Genomic DNA, 15,892 nt, shown 5'->3' on the forward strand with positions numbered 1-15,892 from the left:
GCCGGAACGACGATCACGGGCGCGGTGGCCGGTAACGCAGCAGGCGATTGGCATTGCTGACCACCGTAATCGAGGAGAGCGCCATCGCCGCACCGGCCACAATCGGACTGAGCAGCGTGCCGGTCAGCGGATAGAGCACGCCTGCCGCCACCGGAATACCGATGCTGTTATAAACAAAGGCTCCGAAGAGGTTCTGCCGGATATTGCGCAGTGTCGCCGATGAGAGGGCCAGCGCATCCGCCACGCTGTTAAGGTCAGCGCGCATCAGGGTAATCCCTGCGGTTTCGACCGCCACATCACTACCGCCCCCCATGGCAATACCCACGTCGGCCTGCGCCAGCGCGGGCGCGTCATTGATACCGTCTCCGACCATCGCCACGCGATGCCCCTGCTGCTGTAACTGGGTAATCGCTGCCGCTTTGCCTTCCGGCAGAACGCCTGCAATAACCTCGTCAATGCCCGCTTCGGCAGCAATGGCGCGCGCGGTCGTCTCGTGATCCCCGGTCAGCATCATCAGACGATAACCCTGCTGATGCAGGCGCTGGAGGGCGGCCCGGCTTTCCGGTCGCAGCCTGTCGCGCAGCGCGATTAATCCGACCAGCTCACCCTGTTCAGCCAGCAACACAGGGGTGGCGCCCTGCTGCGTCAGGCGCACGATCTCTGCTTCCGCTATCCGGCAATCGACGCCGTTCTCCTGCATCAGTGCCGCATTACCCAGCAGCAGCGTTCTGCCATCCAGTATGCCGCTGACACCTTTGCCGCGTATTGTACGAAATTGCGCAACGGCAGGAGGCTGTGTCAGTTTCGCTTCAGCCACAATCGCTTTGGCCAGCGGATGCCCGGAGACAAACTCCAGCGCGGCGGCCGCTGCGATCACCGATTCCCGGCTGGCTGTGCCCCAGGCCTGAACATCGCTGACCTGCGGCGTACCCGCGGTCAGGGTGCCGGTTTTATCAAATACCAGGGTGTCGATCCGGCTGGCGCGTTGCAGCGCATCGGCGTCGCGAACCAGCACGCCCAGCTCAGCGGCGCGACCCACACCGGCAATGATCGACATCGGCGTCGCCAGTCCCAGTGCGCAGGGGCAGGCGATAATCAGCACCGTCGTCGCAATCACCAGCGTGTAGGCAATCTGCGGCTGTGGCCCGAACAGATACCACACGGCAGCGCTGAGAAGCGCAATCACCACCACCACCGGCACAAAAATGGCAGAGATGCGATCGGCCAGCCGGCCCACGTCGGGTTTACTGCTCTGAGCCTGCCGCACCAGCCGGATAATGCGCGACAGGGTCGTCTGCTCGCCGGTGGCTTTCGCGACGAATTCCACCGATCCATCCTGCACCAGGGTACCGGCAAAAATCGCCGCACCCGGGCTTTTACTTTGTGGCACCGCTTCGCCGGTCAGCATCGCCTCATCAAACCAGCCTTCACCGCTGGCGATGTCGCCATCGACCGGCACCCGGTCGCCCGTGACCAGACGCAGCCGCATGCCGGGTTGCACCGCGCTGACCGGTATCAGCTGGTCACCCTGTTCGCCGACCTGGCGCGCCTGAGCCGGGGTCAGATCGAGCAGGCGCTCCAGCGCTTCTGACGAGCGCTGACGTGCGCGCTGCTCCAGGGCATGGCCCAGGTTGATCAGGCCCAGAATCATGACGCTGGCTTCAAAATAGAGATGGCGGGCCTGCGGCGGGAAGAAGCCCGGCCAGAGCACCACACTGAAAGAGTAGATCCAGGCCGCACTGGTGCCGAGTGCCACCAGCGTATCCATGGTGGCACTGCCGTTGCGCAGACTGCGCCAGGCACTGCGGTAAAAATGGCTGCCGGTAAGCACCATGATCAGCAGGGTCAGGCAGCCCAGCGTCAGCCAGAGGCGGTGGTTGCTGTCGGTGAGCATCATGTTGTCGCCCACCATGCCCCAGATCATCAGGGGCACGCCAAAGGCCAGCGCGACAGCCGCCTGCCAGCTAAAGCGGCGCATCGCGCTGCGGGCGCTCTGCTGCTGCTTTTCGCGCCGCTCCTGTTCGTCATCAACCACCTGCGCGCCATAGCCTGCGGCATCGACAGCGGCCACCAGCGACTGCGGATCAGCATCACCCAGCACCAGCGCGCTGCGTTCACCGAGATTAACCCGCGCCTGAGTGACGCCGGCAACCTGCTGCAGTGCTTTTTCTACCCGGCTGACACAGCTGGCGCAGCTCATCCCGTCGATCAGCAGCACATGAGTGGGAGCGGTTTTTTCTGCCGGATGCGAGGCATTATCCGTTGTCAGCGCCTCCGGCGGCGGCTCCGATGCTGTCAACGGTTCAGACTTTGGGAAGGTGTCCGCCGGTTTCAGCGTCGCGTGATAGCCTGCCTGCTCCACGGTGGCGATCAGCGCAGCGGCCTCCGCATGACCGGTAACCTGGGCTTCCTGCAGCGTGACTTCCGCGTGGTCGACGTCGTCGCGCTGTTCCAGTGCCTCTTTCACGCGTTTGACGCAGTGTCCACAGGACAGGCCGTCCAGGGCCAGGGAAAGGGTATGTGACATAATCAGCTCCTCAGGTGAACATATTTGACCGTTAAGCCAGTTTCGATTCATGCTTAAGCATAAACCTTCCATCAAGGGGAAGGTCAAGGGGACGAAAATGAACATCAGCGATGTGGCGAAAAAGACCGGGCTGACCAGCAAGGCGATCCGTTTTTACGAAGAGAAGGGGGTGGTCACGCCGCCAGTGCGCAGTGAAAATGGTTACCGCAGCTACAGCGGACACCATCTTGATGAGCTGAACCTGTTACGTCAGGCGCGGCAGGTGGGGTTCACGCTGGATGAGTGCCGTGAGCTGGTGGCGCTGTTTAATAATCCCTCGCGCCACAGTGCCGATGTTAAAGCCCGAACCCTGCAGAAAGCCGAAGAAATAGCCGCGCACATTGAAGAGCTGCACGCTATGCGGGCTCGTCTGCTGGCACTGGCAGACGCCTGTCCGGGCGATGAGAGCGCCGAATGTCCGATTATCAACAATCTGGCCGGGTGCTGCGCTCAGCGTGGCTGAATACGCAGCGTAATGCCTTCAATGCCGACTACGATCACCGGAGTTCCCGCCGGCAGATCCCGATCGGCCTCCACCCGCCAGCTGCTGTCTCCGATGCGCACGTGTCCGGTACGATTCTGCAAGGCAGTATCCAGCGTCAGCGTCGATCCGATCATCTGACGACCCCGCTGATTCAGCGCATTCGGAGCCTGATGCGCTTCGCGGTGACGCATCCAGCGATACCATAAGAAGACGCAGACCAGCGTCAGCACAGCAAACGTTGCCCCCTGTGCCGTCCAGCTGAGCGGAACAAACCATTCAAAGACTCCGACCAGCACCGCCGCCAGCCCGATCCAGAGCAGATAACCGCTGGTGCCCAGCATCTCCGCCGCCAGCAGTAATCCTCCCAGCGTCAGCCAGAACCGGTGCGGGTGCGCAATGATATCGACCAGCATCAGCGTTTCGACTCAGTGCGGGTTTCCTTCAGCAGTTCGCCGATGCCCGCAATCGAACCGAGCAGGCTGCTGGCATCCAGCGGCATCATCACCACTTTGCTGTTATTCCCTTCGCCGATTTTCTGCAGTGCATCGGTATATTTCTGCGCGACGAAATAGTTGATGGCCTGAATGTCGCCCGCGGCGATCGCTTCAGAGACCATTTTCGTGGCGTTGGCTTCCGCTTCTGCCTGACGTTCACGCGCTTCAGCCTGCAGGAAGGCCGAGGTCCGTTCCCCTTCGGCTTTGAGGATTTGCGACTGCTTATCCCCTTCAGCCCGCAGGATAGCCGCCTGACGCACCCCTTCGGCGGTCAGAATATCAGCGCGTTTGGTGCGCTCCGCTTTCATCTGCGCATTCATCGCGCCAACCAGCTCCTGCGGTGGACGGACATCGCGGATCTCTATACGGGTAATCTTGACGCCCCACGGATTGGTCGCTTCATCCACAATGTGCAGCAGGCGGGTGTTAATGCTGTCGCGCTGAGAGAGCATTTCATCCAGCTCCATGCTGCCCAGCACGGTGCGCATGTTAGTCATGGTGAGGTTCAGAATCGCCTGCTCAAGATTGCTGACCTCATAGGCGGCGCGCGCCGGATCAACGACCTGAATAAAGCAGACCGCATCAATGGTGACGTTAGCATTGTCTTTGGAGATGATCTCCTGGGAGGGGATATCCAGCACCTGTTCCATCATGTTGATCCTGCGACCGACACGATCCATGAACGGCACCACCAGGCTCAGTCCGGGTTGCAGGGTGCGGGTATAACGTCCAAAACGTTCAACCGTCCATTGAAAACCTTGTGGCACGACCTTGACTGTCGCCCAGACAGCCACCAGTGCCAGCACAATCAGGGCAGGAATTACTGTAATCATACAACCTCCGCATTGTCAGAATAACGGGCCGAGTCGCTTCGGCCCGGGGTCTGCCGGTCAGTAAAGCAGGGAGTAGAGCTGACGACGGTAGCGCGCGGCAAGTGCATCGCCGGTGCCCAGCGCAGCCAGAATCTCCTGCAGCATTTTACGCGCCTGGCCATCTGCCGCATTCAGATCGGATTTCAGGAAGCTGAACAGCAGTTCCAGCGCCTCTTCATTCCGGCCCACCTGATGCAGCTGTAACGCAAGTTTAGCAGCCAGCCCGGCGTTAGCCGGCTCCGCTTCCAGCTGGGATTGCAGCTGCTGGATCTCCGGCGTGTCCGCCGCCTGTTTCAGCAGATCGATCTGCGCCATCAGGCTCTGATAACGGGTATCCTGATCCTGCAACGGCACCACTTTCAGCACCGCTTCCGCTTCATCGCTGCGGTTCAGCGTAATCAGTACGTCCGCCAGCAGGAAGCCGATTTCGCTGGACTGTTTGCTTAACTGCCACGCCTCTTTCAGCAGCGGCAGCGCTTCCAGCGGTTTCCCTTCCTGCATCAGCGCCATCGCCTGCTGGGCTTTCAGCTCTTCTTCGCGCGGCAGGACTTTTTCCAGCAGGGCGCGGATAGCCTCTTCCGGCTGCGGACCCTGGAAGCCGTCGACCGGCTGACCATCCTGGAACAGGTAGACGGTCGGGATAGAGCGCAGACCAAACTGCGCCGCCACGCGCTGCTCTCTGTCGCAATCCAGTCGGGCGAGAATAAACTGACCCGCATACTCCTGCGCCAGTCGCTCCAGCAGCGGCGTCAGTTCCAGGCAGTGCTGGCTGCGCTCAGACCAGAAGTAGAACAGCACCGGCAGCTGCATCGACTGCTCAAGGGTCTGCTGCAGGTTAGATTCGTTGATGTCGATGATCGAAGCATGTGGTGACATGGAGAAGTCTCTTTGCAAAAAGTGTTCTAAGAATATGGGGCCAACGGACCCGGCTTCAAGCGCTAATGTCTGCGGCTGATTAATGGCTGCGCAAAATGCGATCCAGCATCCAGCCCGGCAGCAACCGTTTCAGCAGGCTCATCACGTGTGCGACCAGGGTCACCGGATAGCGTAAACGGGGATGCTGACTCTCGAGTGCGTGACGAAGTTTCGGCAGAATGGCTTCCGGTGGCAGGGTAAAGCGGGCCGCGATGCCGGGATTGCGCACCGGATTGTGCTGTTCGCCCTGCGTCACGTTGTCGGTAAAGCGGGTCTGGATCGGGCCGGGCTCAATCAGGCTGACCCGGATGCCGCTGCTGCGTACTTCCAGCCGCAGCGCATCGCTCCAGGCTTCCAGTGCATATTTACTGGCGGCATACGCCCCGCGGCCGGGGGTCGAGATCAGTCCCAGCACCGAACTGGTGTTAACAATGCGTCCGTCGCCGCTGGCCTGCAGCGCGGGTAACAGCCGCAGCGTCAGCTGATGGACACCGAAAAAGTTACTGGAAAACTGCTGTTCCAGCTGCTGGCGGGTCAGCGTGCGAAGCGGGCCATAGAGGCCAAAGCCGGCGTTGTTAAACAGCGCGTACAGACGGTTATCGCAGAGTGCAATGACCGTGTCTGCGGCCTGATCCACGCTCTGCGGATCGTCAAGATCCAGCTGGAGTCCGGTAAAGCCCAGCGAATTCATGCGCGCGACATCGTCTGCTTTGCGACAGGCGGCGATCACCCGATAGCCACGCGCCAGCAGATCCTGTGCGGCGACCAGGCCGATGCCACTGGAACAACCTGTAATCAGGATGGTTTTTTGCATTTCTTTACCCTTTTCGCGTATCCGGTCGCGCTACGGCTGCTTAACTAAAGGGGCCAGCTCTTTCGCCATGAACCGGGCGATAAAAGGCTGGGCATCGGGATTGGGGTGGATGCCGTCCTGCTGCATCCATTCAGGTTTTAGATAGACCTGCTCCATGAAGAAGGGCACCAGCGGAATATTGTGTTGCTGCGCTAATCCCGGGTAGATGCCGCTGAACGCCTCGGTGTAGCGGCGACCATAGTTGGCCGGCAGGCGAATCTGCATCAGCAGCGGTTTCGCATTGGCGGCTTTGACATCTTCGATCACTTTACTCAGCGTCTGCGTAATGGTCGCGGGCGGGAAACCACGCAGGCCATCGTTACCGCCCAATTCGATTAACACCCATTGCGGCTGATGCTGTTTTAATAGCGCGGGCAGACGCGCCAGCCCCTGAGCGGAGGTATCACCGCTGATACTGGCGTTGATGACTTCAGGCTGCTGCTGCCACTGCTTGTTAAGCAGGCTGGGCCAGGCGGCCGTGGCGGACATGCGATAGCCCGCACTCAGGCTGTCGCCCAGCACCATCAGGGTATCGGCAGCCGCAAACCGCGACACCAGCAGAAGAACCAATAACAGGAAGGGATAATGCCAGCGGAAAACATTGTTGAAGTTCATCATCTTACTAAGTCCGTCGGTCAGGGAGAGCATCAGTTAACCATCCTTACCGGAGTTGAGCTGGTTGTCAAACCAGCCGAGACCATTGCGCTGATAGGCGAGTCAGGTTCCGGTAAGTCAACGCTGCTGGGCATTCTGGCCGGGCTGGATGATGGCAGCAGCGGCGAAGTCCATCTGCTGGGGCAGCCGCTGCACCGCATGAACGAAGAGCAGCGAGCGGCCCTGCGCGCCCGGCAGGTCGGCTTTGTTTTTCAGTCGTTTATGCTGGTGCCAACCCTCAACGCGCTGGAGAACGTGCAGCTGCCCTCGCTGCTGCGTGGCGACAGTGACCGTCAGAGCCGTGAACAGGCACGTGAACTTCTGACGCTGCTGGGGCTGGGGGAACGTCTGCATCATCTGCCGGCTCAGCTTTCCGGCGGCGAACAGCAACGGGTCGCGCTGGCACGCGCCTTCAGTGGGCGGCCGGGTCTGCTGTTTGCCGATGAGCCGACCGGCAATCTCGACCGCAAAACCGGCGATCGCATCGCCGATCTGCTCTTTTCCCTTAACCGTGACTTTGCTACCACCCTGATTCTGGTGACTCATGATGAGCAACTGGCGGCGCGCTGCGACCGCCGTCTCCGGCTACGTGACGGTAAATTGTGGGAGGAGCAATGATCTGGCGCTGGTTCTGGCGCGAGTGGCGGTCGCCCTCGCTGCTGATTGTCTGGCTGGCCCTGACGCTGGCGGTGGCCTGCGTGCTGGCACTGGGATCGATCAGCGATCGGATGGAAAAGGGGCTGAATCAGCAGAGCCGTGATTTTATGGCGGGTGACCGCACGCTGCGCAGCACAGATGCGGCACCGGAAGCCTGGCTGGAGAAAGCGCAGCAGAGCGGTCTGACGGTCAGCCGTCAGCTGACCTTTATGACGATGACCTTTGCCGGTGAGTCGCCTCAGCTCGCCGCCGTGAAAGCGGTAGACGATCGCTATCCGATGGCTGGCACGCTGCAGACAGCCCCGCCAGGGCTGAAACCGCAGGCGGGCACCGCCCTGGCCGCGCCGCGTCTGATGGCGCTGCTGAATCTGAAAGTGGGCGATATGCTGGACGTGGGGGACACCCGGCTGCGGATAACGGGGGAGCTGATCCAGGAGCCGGATGGTGGCTTCAACCCCTTTGAAATGGCGCCGCGTCTGCTGATTAACCTGACGGATGCTGCAAAAACCGGTGCAATTCAGCCCGGCAGTCGCCTGACCTGGCGCTATAAGTTTCTGGGTAATCCTGAAGCGCTGGCCCGCTATGATCGCTGGATTGAACCACAGCTGAAAACGGACCAGCGCTGGATCAGCGTCGACAATTCCGAAGATGCGCTGGGGCGATCCATGCAGCGGGCGCAGCAGTTTCTGCTGCTCTCGGCGCTGCTGACGCTGATGCTGGCGATAGCCGCCGTGGCGGTCGCCATGAGTCACTACTGCCGCAGCCGCTACGATCTGGTGGCGGTGCTGAAAACCCTGGGCGCTACGCAGGGCGCATTGCAGCGCCTGATTATCGGTCAGTGGCTGGCTGTGCTGCTGCTGGCAGCGATAGCCGGTGGCCTGGTGGGGCAGGGCGTGGAAGCGATGCTGATGGCGATGCTGAAACCGGTCCTGCCCGCCAGCTTACCCGCCGCCAGCCTCTGGCCGTGGCTCTGGGCTGTGGGATCGCTGTTTGTGATTTCGCTGCTGGTCGGCCTGCGCCCCTACCGGCTGCTGCTGGCGACGCAGCCACTCCGCGTTCTGCGGCGTGATGCGGTCGCCAGCCTCTGGCCGCTGAAAATCTATATTCCGCTGATGGGCGGCGTGGTCGTTGCGCTGCTCGCTCTGCTGGTCGGCGGCAGTAAAATGCTCTGGGCGCTGCTGGCAGGCGTGGTGGTGCTGGCGGCACTGCTGGCCCTGCTCGGCTGGGGAACCCTGCTGCTGCTGCGCCGGCTGGTGGTGCGCAATCTGGCGTTACGGCTGGCTATCAACCGGTTGTTGCGCCAGCCCGGCATGACGCTGAGCCAGCTCGCGGCTTTTTCGTTCTCGTTTATGCTGCTGGCGCTGCTGCTGGTGATGCGCGGCGATCTGCTGGATCGCTGGCAGCAGCAGCTACCGGCGGACAGCCCGAACTTCTTCCTGCTGAATATGACGGCCGATCAGGTGCCGCAGGTGCGCGATTTCCTGCAGTCGCACCAGATCAGGCCCGAAACCTTTTATCCGATTGCACGGGTGCGGCTCACCGGACTCAATGGCAAACCTGCCGACCCCGAACGGGATAACGCTCTCAACCGTGAACTTAACCTGACGGCCCTGGCGGAGCGCCCGGATCACAATCCGCTGGTGGCCGGCAGCTGGCCGCCTGGCGCGGGTGAAGTATCGATGGAAGTGGAACTGGCGGACAGGCTGGGCCTGAAGCTGGGTGATACCCTGACATTTGAAGGCGATACGCAGACCTTCAGCGCCCGCATCAGCAGTCTGCGCAAAGTGGACTGGGAGAGCCTGAAGCCAAACTTCTTCTTTATCTTTCCACCTGGGGCGCTCGACAGCCAGCCTCAGACCTGGCTCACCAGCTTCCGCATGGCGTCCGATCCCGCCCTGCTGGCCGCGCTTAACCGGGCCTTTCCGACGCTAAGCCTGCTGGATATTGGCACCATTATGCGGCAGGTCGGTCAGGTGCTGACGCAGGTCAGTCAGGCGCTGGAGATTATGGTGGTGCTGGTTACCGCCTGCGGCATCCTGCTGTTGCTGGCGCAGATTCAGGTCGGCATGCGCCAGCGGCGTCAGGAGCTGGTGGTCTATCGCACGCTGGGTGCCGGCAGGCGACTGCTGCGCACCACGCTGTGGTGTGAGTTTGCACTGCTGGGGGTAGTTTCAGGTGTGGCGGCGGCCATAGGCGCGGAGGCGGCGCTGTGGGGATTGCAGCGTAAGATTTTCGACTTCCCCTGGCAGCCGGACTGGACACTGTGGCTGGCGTTGCCGTTGTGCGGTGCCCTGCTGTTATCGCTGTGCGGCGGCTGGCTGGGGATCCGGTTACTGAAAGGAAAGGCGCTGTTCAGGAAGTTTGATGCGGCGTAAGGGATAATGGCTTAAAGGCGGCACCAGGCCGCCTTTAAGCTTCATCCGGACCGTACCCGCGAGCGGGTAACGGGGAACTACAGTTTTTCAACGGCCCAGGCGATGCCGCTGGCGTACTCTTCCGGTAACTGCGGTACCAGCGCATCCAGCGCGGCCTTAAGCCGTTCTGCATCGCTGTCGGTCAGATTGAGATGACCCACCTTACGGCCCGGACGTACCTCTTTGTCATACCAGTGCAGATGCACCAGCGGCTGCTGCAGCCAGCTGAGGTTCACCGCAGTGCCGATCAGATTGACCATCACCGACGGGGCAAACACCACCGGCTGCGGCAGGGGCAGGCCAAGAATGGCACGCAGATGCAGCTCAAACTGGCTGACTGACGCGCCGTTCTGCGTCCAGTGGCCGCTGTTATGCACACGCGGGGCCAGCTCGTTGATCAGCAGTCCGGCAGGCGTAACAAAACACTCCATCGCCATCACGCCCACGTAATTCAGCGCCTGCATGATCGCACTCAGCATCGCCTCGGCCTGCTGTTGCTGCGCCTGATCTGCCTGCGGCAGCGCCACGCTGGTGCGCAGTATGCCGTCCTGATGCAGGTTATGCGTCAGCGGATAGAACACAACGTTGCCATCGTGGCCGCGTGCGCCTACCAGGGAGACTTCACCGGAAAAGTTAATGCCCTGCTCAACGATGCAATCACCGTAGCACTCCTCCGGCAGGGTGTGCGTCTCACCGGCGCGCAGACGCCACTGACCGCGCCCGTCGTAACCCCCGGTGCGGCGTTTTACAATGGCCAGTTCGCCCAGCGAGTTAAACACCGCCGGCCATTCGCTTTTATCCGCCAGCAACTGCCACGGCGCGGTGGCGAGCCCCAGCTCATCCAGCAGCTGTTTCTGCGTCAGGCGGTCGGCCAGACGTGGAAAAATATCGCGATTCACAAAGGCGGGATGACGGGCCAGTTCCCGCGTCAGCGCCGTTTCCGGCCAGCGCTCGATTTCGGCGGTGATCACGCTGTCGGCGATAGGAAGCGCGGCAGGATCGGCGTCCAGACCCACCGGATAGACCGCAATGCCCAGCGGTTCACCGGCCTGACGCAGCATACGGCCTAACTGGCCGTTGCCCAGAACGCAGACCGGCTTCATGCATCCACCCGCGGATCGGGATGGTTCAGCACCTCATCAGTCTGGCTCTGCCGCCAGTGATCGAGACGTGACGCCAGTGCGCCGTCATGCAGGGCCAGAATCTGCGCTGCCAGCAGGGCGGCATTGGCTGCGCCCGCTTTGCCAATTGCCAGCGTACCGACCGGAATACCGCGCGGCATCTGAACAATCGAGTAGAGGCTATCCACGCCGCTCAGTGCCGCGCTCTGCACCGGTACACCCAGTACCGGCACCAGGGTTTTCGCCGCCAGCATACCCGGCAGATGTGCCGCGCCACCTGCGCCGGCAATGATCACCTGAAAACCGTTTTCGGCTGCCGATTCGGCGAAGCTGAACAGTTTATCCGGGGTGCGGTGCGCAGAGACCACTTCGACATGAAATGGGACGTCCAGGCTGGTAAGGATCTCAGCGGCGAACTGCATGGTGGCCCAGTCACTTCTGGAACCCATGACAATGGCGATGCGGGCCGGGGCGTTGGATGACATGCGGTCAACTCCTGTGAATGAACAAACAGACCTGGCCGGGCGGACAGGTTTTGAAGGGCACAGAGAATAGCATGAGAAGGGCGCAAGGAAAACGGTTGCGTCGGGCTGATGTCGGGGATTTACCCGCCGGTTAAAAGTCGAAATCGATAAGCTGAATGCCAGCAGCGTCGAGCTGGATCATGGAGCCGCGGCTGTGCCAGGCGCCGAGTACCGCGCGTTGCGCCGTCTCACTCTGCAGGGTCAGCGTATGGATCGCCGGACGATGGGTGTGCCCGTGGATCAGCAGCGGCACCTGATGGCGCTGCATCGTCGCGACCACCGCATCCTGATTCACATCCATGATGCTCTGTGATTTGTGCTGATTAGCCTGTTTACTGTCGGCGCGCATCCGGGCAGCAATGCGTTTGCGGACCCACAACGGCAGGGCCAGAAACAGCCGCTGAATCCACGGATTGTGCACTTTGGCGCGAAAGCGCAGATAACCGGCGTCATCGGTACAGAGCGTATCGCCGTGCATGATCAGCAGTCGATGGCCATACAGCGTCAGCACCTGTTCTTCGGGCAGCAGCGTCATCCCGCTGGCACGCGCGAAACGTCGGCCCACCAGAAAGTCGCGATTGCCGTGAATAAAGTAAACCGGAACCGGCAGGGCGCGAAGGGCGCTGGCCACCTGCTGATGCAGAGGATTGGGATCGTCGTCGCCAATCCAGGCCTCAAACAGATCGCCGAGAATATAGAGCGCGTCGCAGTGGGGCGCTTCGCGCTGTAAAAAATGCAGAAAACCGGCGGTAATCGCCGGTTCTTCCTGACACAGATGGAGATCTGCGATAAACAGCGTGCGCGACATTACTCGCTGACGGTCACTTTCTGGATAACGACGTCATCTTTCGGAACATCCTGATGCATGCCGCTGCGACCGGTAGAGACCGCTTTGATCTTCTCGACCACATCCATGCCTTCAACCACTTCAGCGAATACGCAGTAGCCCCAGCCCTGAACGCTTTCGTCACGGAAGTTCAGGAAGTCGTTGTCAGCCACGTTGATGAAAAACTGTGCCGTCGCTGAGTGCGGCGCAGAGGTGCGAGCCATAGCCAGCGTACCTTTAGTGTTTTTCAGGCCGTTGTTCGCTTCGTTTTTGATTTCGTCTTTGGTCGCTTTCTGTTTCATGCCCGGCTCAAAGCCGCCGCCCTGAATCATAAAGCCGTTGATTACGCGGTGAAAAATGGTGTTGTCGTAAAAACCTTCACGGCAGTAATCCAGGAAGTTCTGTACGGTTGCTGGCGCTTTATCATCGAAGGTTTTGATTACGATATCGCCATGGTTCGTCTGGAAAGTTACCATTTTTGTCGTCCTGTAAAGGTTGTGATCAGTAGCCGGGGTCGCTCTGTCGGATGGCGTCCCCCTTTTTGTCGACCGTTCTTATATCATAATTTCCAATGACGCGTCAGCAGCACGGCGCAGTTGGCTTGCTTTGCGTCGCGCGAGCGATAAAAATACGGCACAATGTCTGGATACTTAAAAGTGTCAACCACACGCGAAAACGGAACCGTTCAATGCTTAAGATTTATAACACCCTGAGTCGACAGAAAGAGGAATTCAAACCCATTCATGCCGGGAAAATCGGCATGTATGTTTGCGGCATCACGGTGTATGACCTCTGTCACATTGGTCATGGGCGGACGTTCGTGGCGTTTGACGTGGTGGCGCGCTACCTGCGCTATCTGGGTTATCAGCTTAATTATGTGCGCAACATTACGGATATTGATGACAAAATCATCAAACGCGCCAACGAAAACGGCGAGAGCATCGAAACCCTGACCAACCGCATGATTGGCGAGATGCACAATGACTTCGCCGCGCTGGGGATTCTGCCGCCGGATCAGGAGCCGCGTGCGACCCGCCACATCCCGGAAATCATTGCGCTGGTGGAGACGCTGATCGCCCGTGGTCACGCCTATGTGGCGGATAACGGCGACGTGATGTTTGATGTGCTGAGCGATCCTGACTACGGCGCACTGTCGCGCCAGGATCTGGAACAGCTGCAGGCAGGCGCACGGGTTGAAGTCGCTGACGTGAAGCGTAACCCGATGGATTTCGTGCTGTGGAAGATGTCTAAAGCGGATGAACCGGCCTGGTCATCACCGTGGGGCAACGGTCGTCCTGGCTGGCACATCGAGTGCTCGGCCATGAACTGCAAACAGCTGGGCAGCCATTTCGATATTCACGGCGGCGGCTCCGATTTGATGTTCCCGCACCATGAAAATGAAATCGCCCAGTCGGGCTGTGCCCATGACGGTCCGTACGTTAACTACTGGATGCACTCCGGCATGGTGATGGTTGACCGTGAGAAGATGTCTAAGTCACTCGGCAACTTCTTCACCGTACGTGATGTGCTGCAGCACTATGACGCGGAGACGGTGCGTTACTTCCTGATGTCCGGTCACTATCGCAGCCAGCTCAACTACGGCGAAGATAACCTCAATCAGGCGCGTGCGGCGCTGGAGCGTCTCTATACGGCGCTGCGCCACACCGACAGCAGCGTGCCAGCCAGCGGCGGTGAAGCGTTTGAAGCGCGGTTCCGCAGCGCAATGGATGATGACTTCAATACCCCGGAAGCCTACTCGGTGCTGTTTGATATGGCGCGTGAGGTGAACCGCCTGAAAAGCGAAGAGGGCGCCTCAGCGCATGGGCTGGCGTCGAAGCTGCGTGAGCTGGCCAAAGTGCTGGGCATTCTGCAGCAGGATCCGGAGCTGTTCCTGCAGAGCGGCGCGCAGGTGAATGATGAAGAGGTTGCCGAGATTGAGCATTGGGTGAAAGCCCGAGCCGATGCGCGCGCGGCTAAAGCCTGGGCGGAAGCGGATATCGCCCGCGACAAACTGAACGCGCTGGGCGTGATTGTCGAAGACGGGCCTCAGGGTTCCAGCTGGCGTCGAAAATAAACCGGAGAGGGCGAGCAATCGCCCTTTTTTATTATGACGATTGAACAGATCGAGATCCGCGGCTTCCGTTCAGTCCGTAACCTGAGGCTGATTGCGCCGCATACGGCAGTGAATCATATTGCATGGGAACAGCGGGAAGGGGAGAGACGATGCGGTAACAGCGTCCCCGCAGGGACGCCTGAAGGTTACGCGACCACAGTAATGCGGTAACCCGCGAACTCAACGGTCTGACCGGACACGATTTTGCAGCGCTTACGGGTTTCCACCGCCCCATCGACCCTGACTTCACCGTCGGCAATCACGACTTTCGCCTGTGCGCCGCTCTGAACCCAGCCTTCCAGCTTCAGCAGGTCACACAGATCGACATGCGGGAATTTTCCCAGTGAAAACGTTGCCATTTAATCTACCTCTTTATCGTGAAACTCTTCACACGCCTGCAGCGTGTTTTGTATCAGTGTTGCGACGGTCATCGGTCCCACACCGCCCGGCACTGGCGTGATGTAGGAGGCGCGTGCTGATGCGCTCTCAAAATCAACGTCGCCCACCACTTTGCCGCTCTCAAGACGGTTAATCCCCACGTCGATGACAATCGCGCCGGGTTTAATCCAGTCACCTGGAATAAAGTTGGGTTTGCCCACCGCGACCACCAGAAGATCGGCGTGTTCAATGTGGTGACGCAGATCTTTAGTAAAACGGTGGGTGACGGTTGTGGTGCAACCCGCCAGCAGCAGTTCCATGCTCATCGGACGACCGACGATATTGGACGCGCCGACCACCACGGCATTCAGGCCGTAGGTGTCGATGTTGTAGCGCTCCAGCAGCGTGATGATACCGCGCGGCGTGCAGGGACGCAGCGTGGGCGCGCGCTGACACAGGCGACCCACGTTGTAAGGGTGGAATCCATCGACATCTTTATCAGGGGTGATGCGCTCCAGTACCTTCACGTTATCGATGCCCGCTGGCAGCGGCAGCTGAACCAGGATGCCATCGATGTCGTCATCCTGATTGAGCGTGTCGATCAGCGCCAGCAGCTCATCTTCGCGGGTGGTGGCGGGCAGATCGTAAGAGCGCGAGTGGAATCCGACCTCTTCACAGGCACGGCGTTTGCTGGCCACATAGATTTGTGAGGCTGGGTTTTCACCCACCAACACGACAGCCAGGCCCGGGGCGCGTTTTCCGGCCGCCAGGCGCTGCTTCACTTTTTCCGCAACCTCAACGCGCACCTGCTGCGCAATCGTTTTACCGTCAATAATTTTTGCTGCCATCAGAGAGGAAATCCACTGTGTTGTGTTGAATCGGGGAAGGGGGCTATTTTGTCAGAAGCGCGGGCTGCTGTCAGTCACAGTTTCAGCCGTGCATGCGCCTTCCGGCTTTTTCGTCGCGACGAGAGCCAGCCTGCATGCGTATGATATCGGCAGGATAACCCGGGGACGATGTC

16 protein-coding genes are annotated in these 15,892 nt (G+C 60.2%); 4 read left to right on the forward strand and 12 right to left on the reverse strand.

Annotated features, from left to right (window positions below):
• Positions 1 to 13: 13 nt before the first annotated feature.
• The gene (copA, locus tag HFD97_RS00960) at positions 14 to 2,527 is read right to left on the reverse strand and encodes a copper-exporting P-type ATPase CopA (RefSeq protein ID WP_167431153.1); all 2,514 of its coding nucleotides are present in this window, start codon (positions 2,525 to 2,527) and stop codon (positions 14 to 16) included.
• 97 nt (positions 2,528 to 2,624) lie between these two features.
• Here copA and cueR point away from each other — a divergent pair, with 97 nt between their 5' ends.
• Entirely contained in the window at positions 2,625 to 3,029 is a 405-nt protein-coding gene (cueR, locus tag HFD97_RS00965; RefSeq protein ID WP_009091609.1) for a Cu(I)-responsive transcriptional regulator, read from the forward strand.
• Here cueR and HFD97_RS00970 read toward each other — a convergent pair.
• The 5 genes from HFD97_RS00970 to tesA form a co-directional block, all read right to left on the reverse strand.
• Positions 3,017 to 3,463 (reverse strand): NfeD family protein, encoded by a 447-nt coding sequence (locus HFD97_RS00970; protein WP_167431152.1) that lies wholly within the window; start codon positions 3,461 to 3,463, stop codon positions 3,017 to 3,019. The genes cueR and HFD97_RS00970 overlap by 13 nt on opposite strands.
• The gene (locus HFD97_RS00975; RefSeq protein ID WP_009091604.1) at positions 3,463 to 4,377 is read right to left on the reverse strand and encodes an SPFH domain-containing protein; all 915 of its coding nucleotides are present in this window, start codon (positions 4,375 to 4,377) and stop codon (positions 3,463 to 3,465) included. The genes HFD97_RS00970 and HFD97_RS00975 overlap by 1 nt, the downstream gene beginning before the upstream one ends.
• Before the next feature lie 57 nt (positions 4,378 to 4,434).
• On the reverse strand, positions 4,435 to 5,292 hold the full coding sequence (locus HFD97_RS00980; protein ID WP_058956350.1) for a co-chaperone YbbN: 858 nt from the start codon (positions 5,290 to 5,292) through the stop codon (positions 4,435 to 4,437).
• Between the two features lie 79 nt (positions 5,293 to 5,371).
• Complete coding sequence (locus HFD97_RS00985) at positions 5,372 to 6,145, reverse strand: SDR family oxidoreductase (protein WP_009091599.1); 774 nt, start codon at positions 6,143 to 6,145, stop codon at positions 5,372 to 5,374.
• A gap of 30 nt (positions 6,146 to 6,175) precedes the next feature.
• Positions 6,176 to 6,802: a multifunctional acyl-CoA thioesterase I/protease I/lysophospholipase L1 gene (tesA, locus tag HFD97_RS00990; protein ID WP_140028190.1), complete on the reverse strand. Its 627-nt coding sequence runs from the start codon at positions 6,800 to 6,802 to the stop codon at positions 6,176 to 6,178.
• Here tesA and ybbA point away from each other — a divergent pair.
• Both ybbA and ybbP read left to right on the forward strand, forming a co-directional pair.
• Entirely contained in the window at positions 6,770 to 7,456 is a 687-nt protein-coding gene (gene ybbA, locus HFD97_RS00995) for a putative ABC transporter ATP-binding protein YbbA (protein ID WP_154927999.1), read from the forward strand. The two genes, tesA and ybbA, sit on opposite strands and share 33 nt — an antisense overlap.
• Positions 7,453 to 9,870, forward strand: coding sequence for a putative ABC transporter permease subunit YbbP (gene ybbP / locus HFD97_RS01000; protein WP_167431151.1), 2,418 nt, complete (start codon positions 7,453 to 7,455; stop codon positions 9,868 to 9,870). The genes ybbA and ybbP overlap by 4 nt, the downstream gene beginning before the upstream one ends.
• Positions 9,871 to 9,947: 77 nt before the next feature.
• On the opposite strand, the gene purK is transcribed toward ybbP, so the two are convergent.
• The 4 genes from purK to ppiB all read right to left on the reverse strand — a co-directional run bounded on the left by purK (position 9,948) and on the right by ppiB (position 12,856).
• Positions 9,948 to 11,012 carry a 5-(carboxyamino)imidazole ribonucleotide synthase gene (gene purK / locus HFD97_RS01005; protein ID WP_058956345.1) on the reverse strand — a complete coding sequence of 355 codons (1,065 nt, stop codon included), beginning with the start codon at positions 11,010 to 11,012 and terminating at the stop codon, positions 9,948 to 9,950.
• The gene (gene purE / locus HFD97_RS01010) at positions 11,009 to 11,515 is read right to left on the reverse strand and encodes a 5-(carboxyamino)imidazole ribonucleotide mutase (RefSeq protein ID WP_009091589.1); all 507 of its coding nucleotides are present in this window, start codon (positions 11,513 to 11,515) and stop codon (positions 11,009 to 11,011) included. Before purE ends, purK begins: the two co-directional genes overlap by 4 nt.
• Before the next feature lie 130 nt (positions 11,516 to 11,645).
• The gene (gene lpxH / locus HFD97_RS01015) at positions 11,646 to 12,362 is read right to left on the reverse strand and encodes a UDP-2,3-diacylglucosamine diphosphatase (protein ID WP_009091586.1); all 717 of its coding nucleotides are present in this window, start codon (positions 12,360 to 12,362) and stop codon (positions 11,646 to 11,648) included.
• Complete coding sequence (ppiB, locus tag HFD97_RS01020) at positions 12,362 to 12,856, reverse strand: peptidylprolyl isomerase B (protein ID WP_009091583.1); 495 nt, start codon at positions 12,854 to 12,856, stop codon at positions 12,362 to 12,364. The genes lpxH and ppiB overlap by 1 nt, the downstream gene beginning before the upstream one ends.
• 212 nt (positions 12,857 to 13,068) lie before the next feature.
• Here ppiB and cysS point away from each other — a divergent pair, with 212 nt between their 5' ends.
• Positions 13,069 to 14,454 carry a cysteine--tRNA ligase gene (cysS, locus tag HFD97_RS01025; RefSeq protein ID WP_046101382.1) on the forward strand — a complete coding sequence of 462 codons (1,386 nt, stop codon included), beginning with the start codon at positions 13,069 to 13,071 and terminating at the stop codon, positions 14,452 to 14,454.
• 185 nt (positions 14,455 to 14,639) lie between these two features.
• On the opposite strand, the gene ybcJ is transcribed toward cysS, so the two are convergent.
• Positions 14,640 to 14,852, reverse strand: a complete 213-nt coding sequence (ybcJ, locus tag HFD97_RS01030; protein WP_167431150.1) for a ribosome-associated protein YbcJ — start codon at positions 14,850 to 14,852, stop codon at positions 14,640 to 14,642.
• Positions 14,853 to 15,719, reverse strand: coding sequence for a bifunctional methylenetetrahydrofolate dehydrogenase/methenyltetrahydrofolate cyclohydrolase FolD (folD, locus tag HFD97_RS01035; protein ID WP_009091578.1), 867 nt, complete (start codon positions 15,717 to 15,719; stop codon positions 14,853 to 14,855).
• Positions 15,720 to 15,892: the final 173 nt, after the last annotated feature.

It is taken from the genome of Pantoea sp. EKM103V (assembly GCF_011800365.1).
In the GTDB taxonomy this organism is placed as follows: domain Bacteria; phylum Pseudomonadota; class Gammaproteobacteria; order Enterobacterales; family Enterobacteriaceae; genus Pantoea; species Pantoea anthophila.

Coding starts and splice junctions, on each gene's coding strand:
- copA (WP_167431153.1), bottom strand. CDS start 2,527: ATGTCACATACCCTTTCCCTGGCCCTGGACGGCCTGTCCTGTGGACAC.
- cueR (WP_009091609.1), top strand. CDS start 2,625: ATGAACATCAGCGATGTGGCGAAAAAGACCGGGCTGACCAGCAAGGCG.
- HFD97_RS00970 (WP_167431152.1), bottom strand. CDS start 3,463: ATGCTGGTCGATATCATTGCGCACCCGCACCGGTTCTGGCTGACGCTG.
- HFD97_RS00975 (WP_009091604.1), bottom strand. CDS start 4,377: ATGATTACAGTAATTCCTGCCCTGATTGTGCTGGCACTGGTGGCTGTC.
- HFD97_RS00980 (WP_058956350.1), bottom strand. CDS start 5,292: ATGTCACCACATGCTTCGATCATCGACATCAACGAATCTAACCTGCAG.
- HFD97_RS00985 (WP_009091599.1), bottom strand. CDS start 6,145: ATGCAAAAAACCATCCTGATTACAGGTTGTTCCAGTGGCATCGGCCTG.
- ybbA (WP_154927999.1), top strand. CDS start 6,770: ATGCCAGCGGAAAACATTGTTGAAGTTCATCATCTTACTAAGTCCGTC.
- tesA (WP_140028190.1), bottom strand. CDS start 6,802: ATGATGAACTTCAACAATGTTTTCCGCTGGCATTATCCCTTCCTGTTA.
- ybbP (WP_167431151.1), top strand. CDS start 7,453: ATGATCTGGCGCTGGTTCTGGCGCGAGTGGCGGTCGCCCTCGCTGCTG.
- purK (WP_058956345.1), bottom strand. CDS start 11,012: ATGAAGCCGGTCTGCGTTCTGGGCAACGGCCAGTTAGGCCGTATGCTG.
- purE (WP_009091589.1), bottom strand. CDS start 11,515: ATGTCATCCAACGCCCCGGCCCGCATCGCCATTGTCATGGGTTCCAGA.
- lpxH (WP_009091586.1), bottom strand. CDS start 12,362: ATGTCGCGCACGCTGTTTATCGCAGATCTCCATCTGTGTCAGGAAGAA.
- ppiB (WP_009091583.1), bottom strand. CDS start 12,856: ATGGTAACTTTCCAGACGAACCATGGCGATATCGTAATCAAAACCTTC.
- cysS (WP_046101382.1), top strand. CDS start 13,069: ATGCTTAAGATTTATAACACCCTGAGTCGACAGAAAGAGGAATTCAAA.
- ybcJ (WP_167431150.1), bottom strand. CDS start 14,852: ATGGCAACGTTTTCACTGGGAAAATTCCCGCATGTCGATCTGTGTGAC.
- folD (WP_009091578.1), bottom strand. CDS start 15,719: ATGGCAGCAAAAATTATTGACGGTAAAACGATTGCGCAGCAGGTGCGC.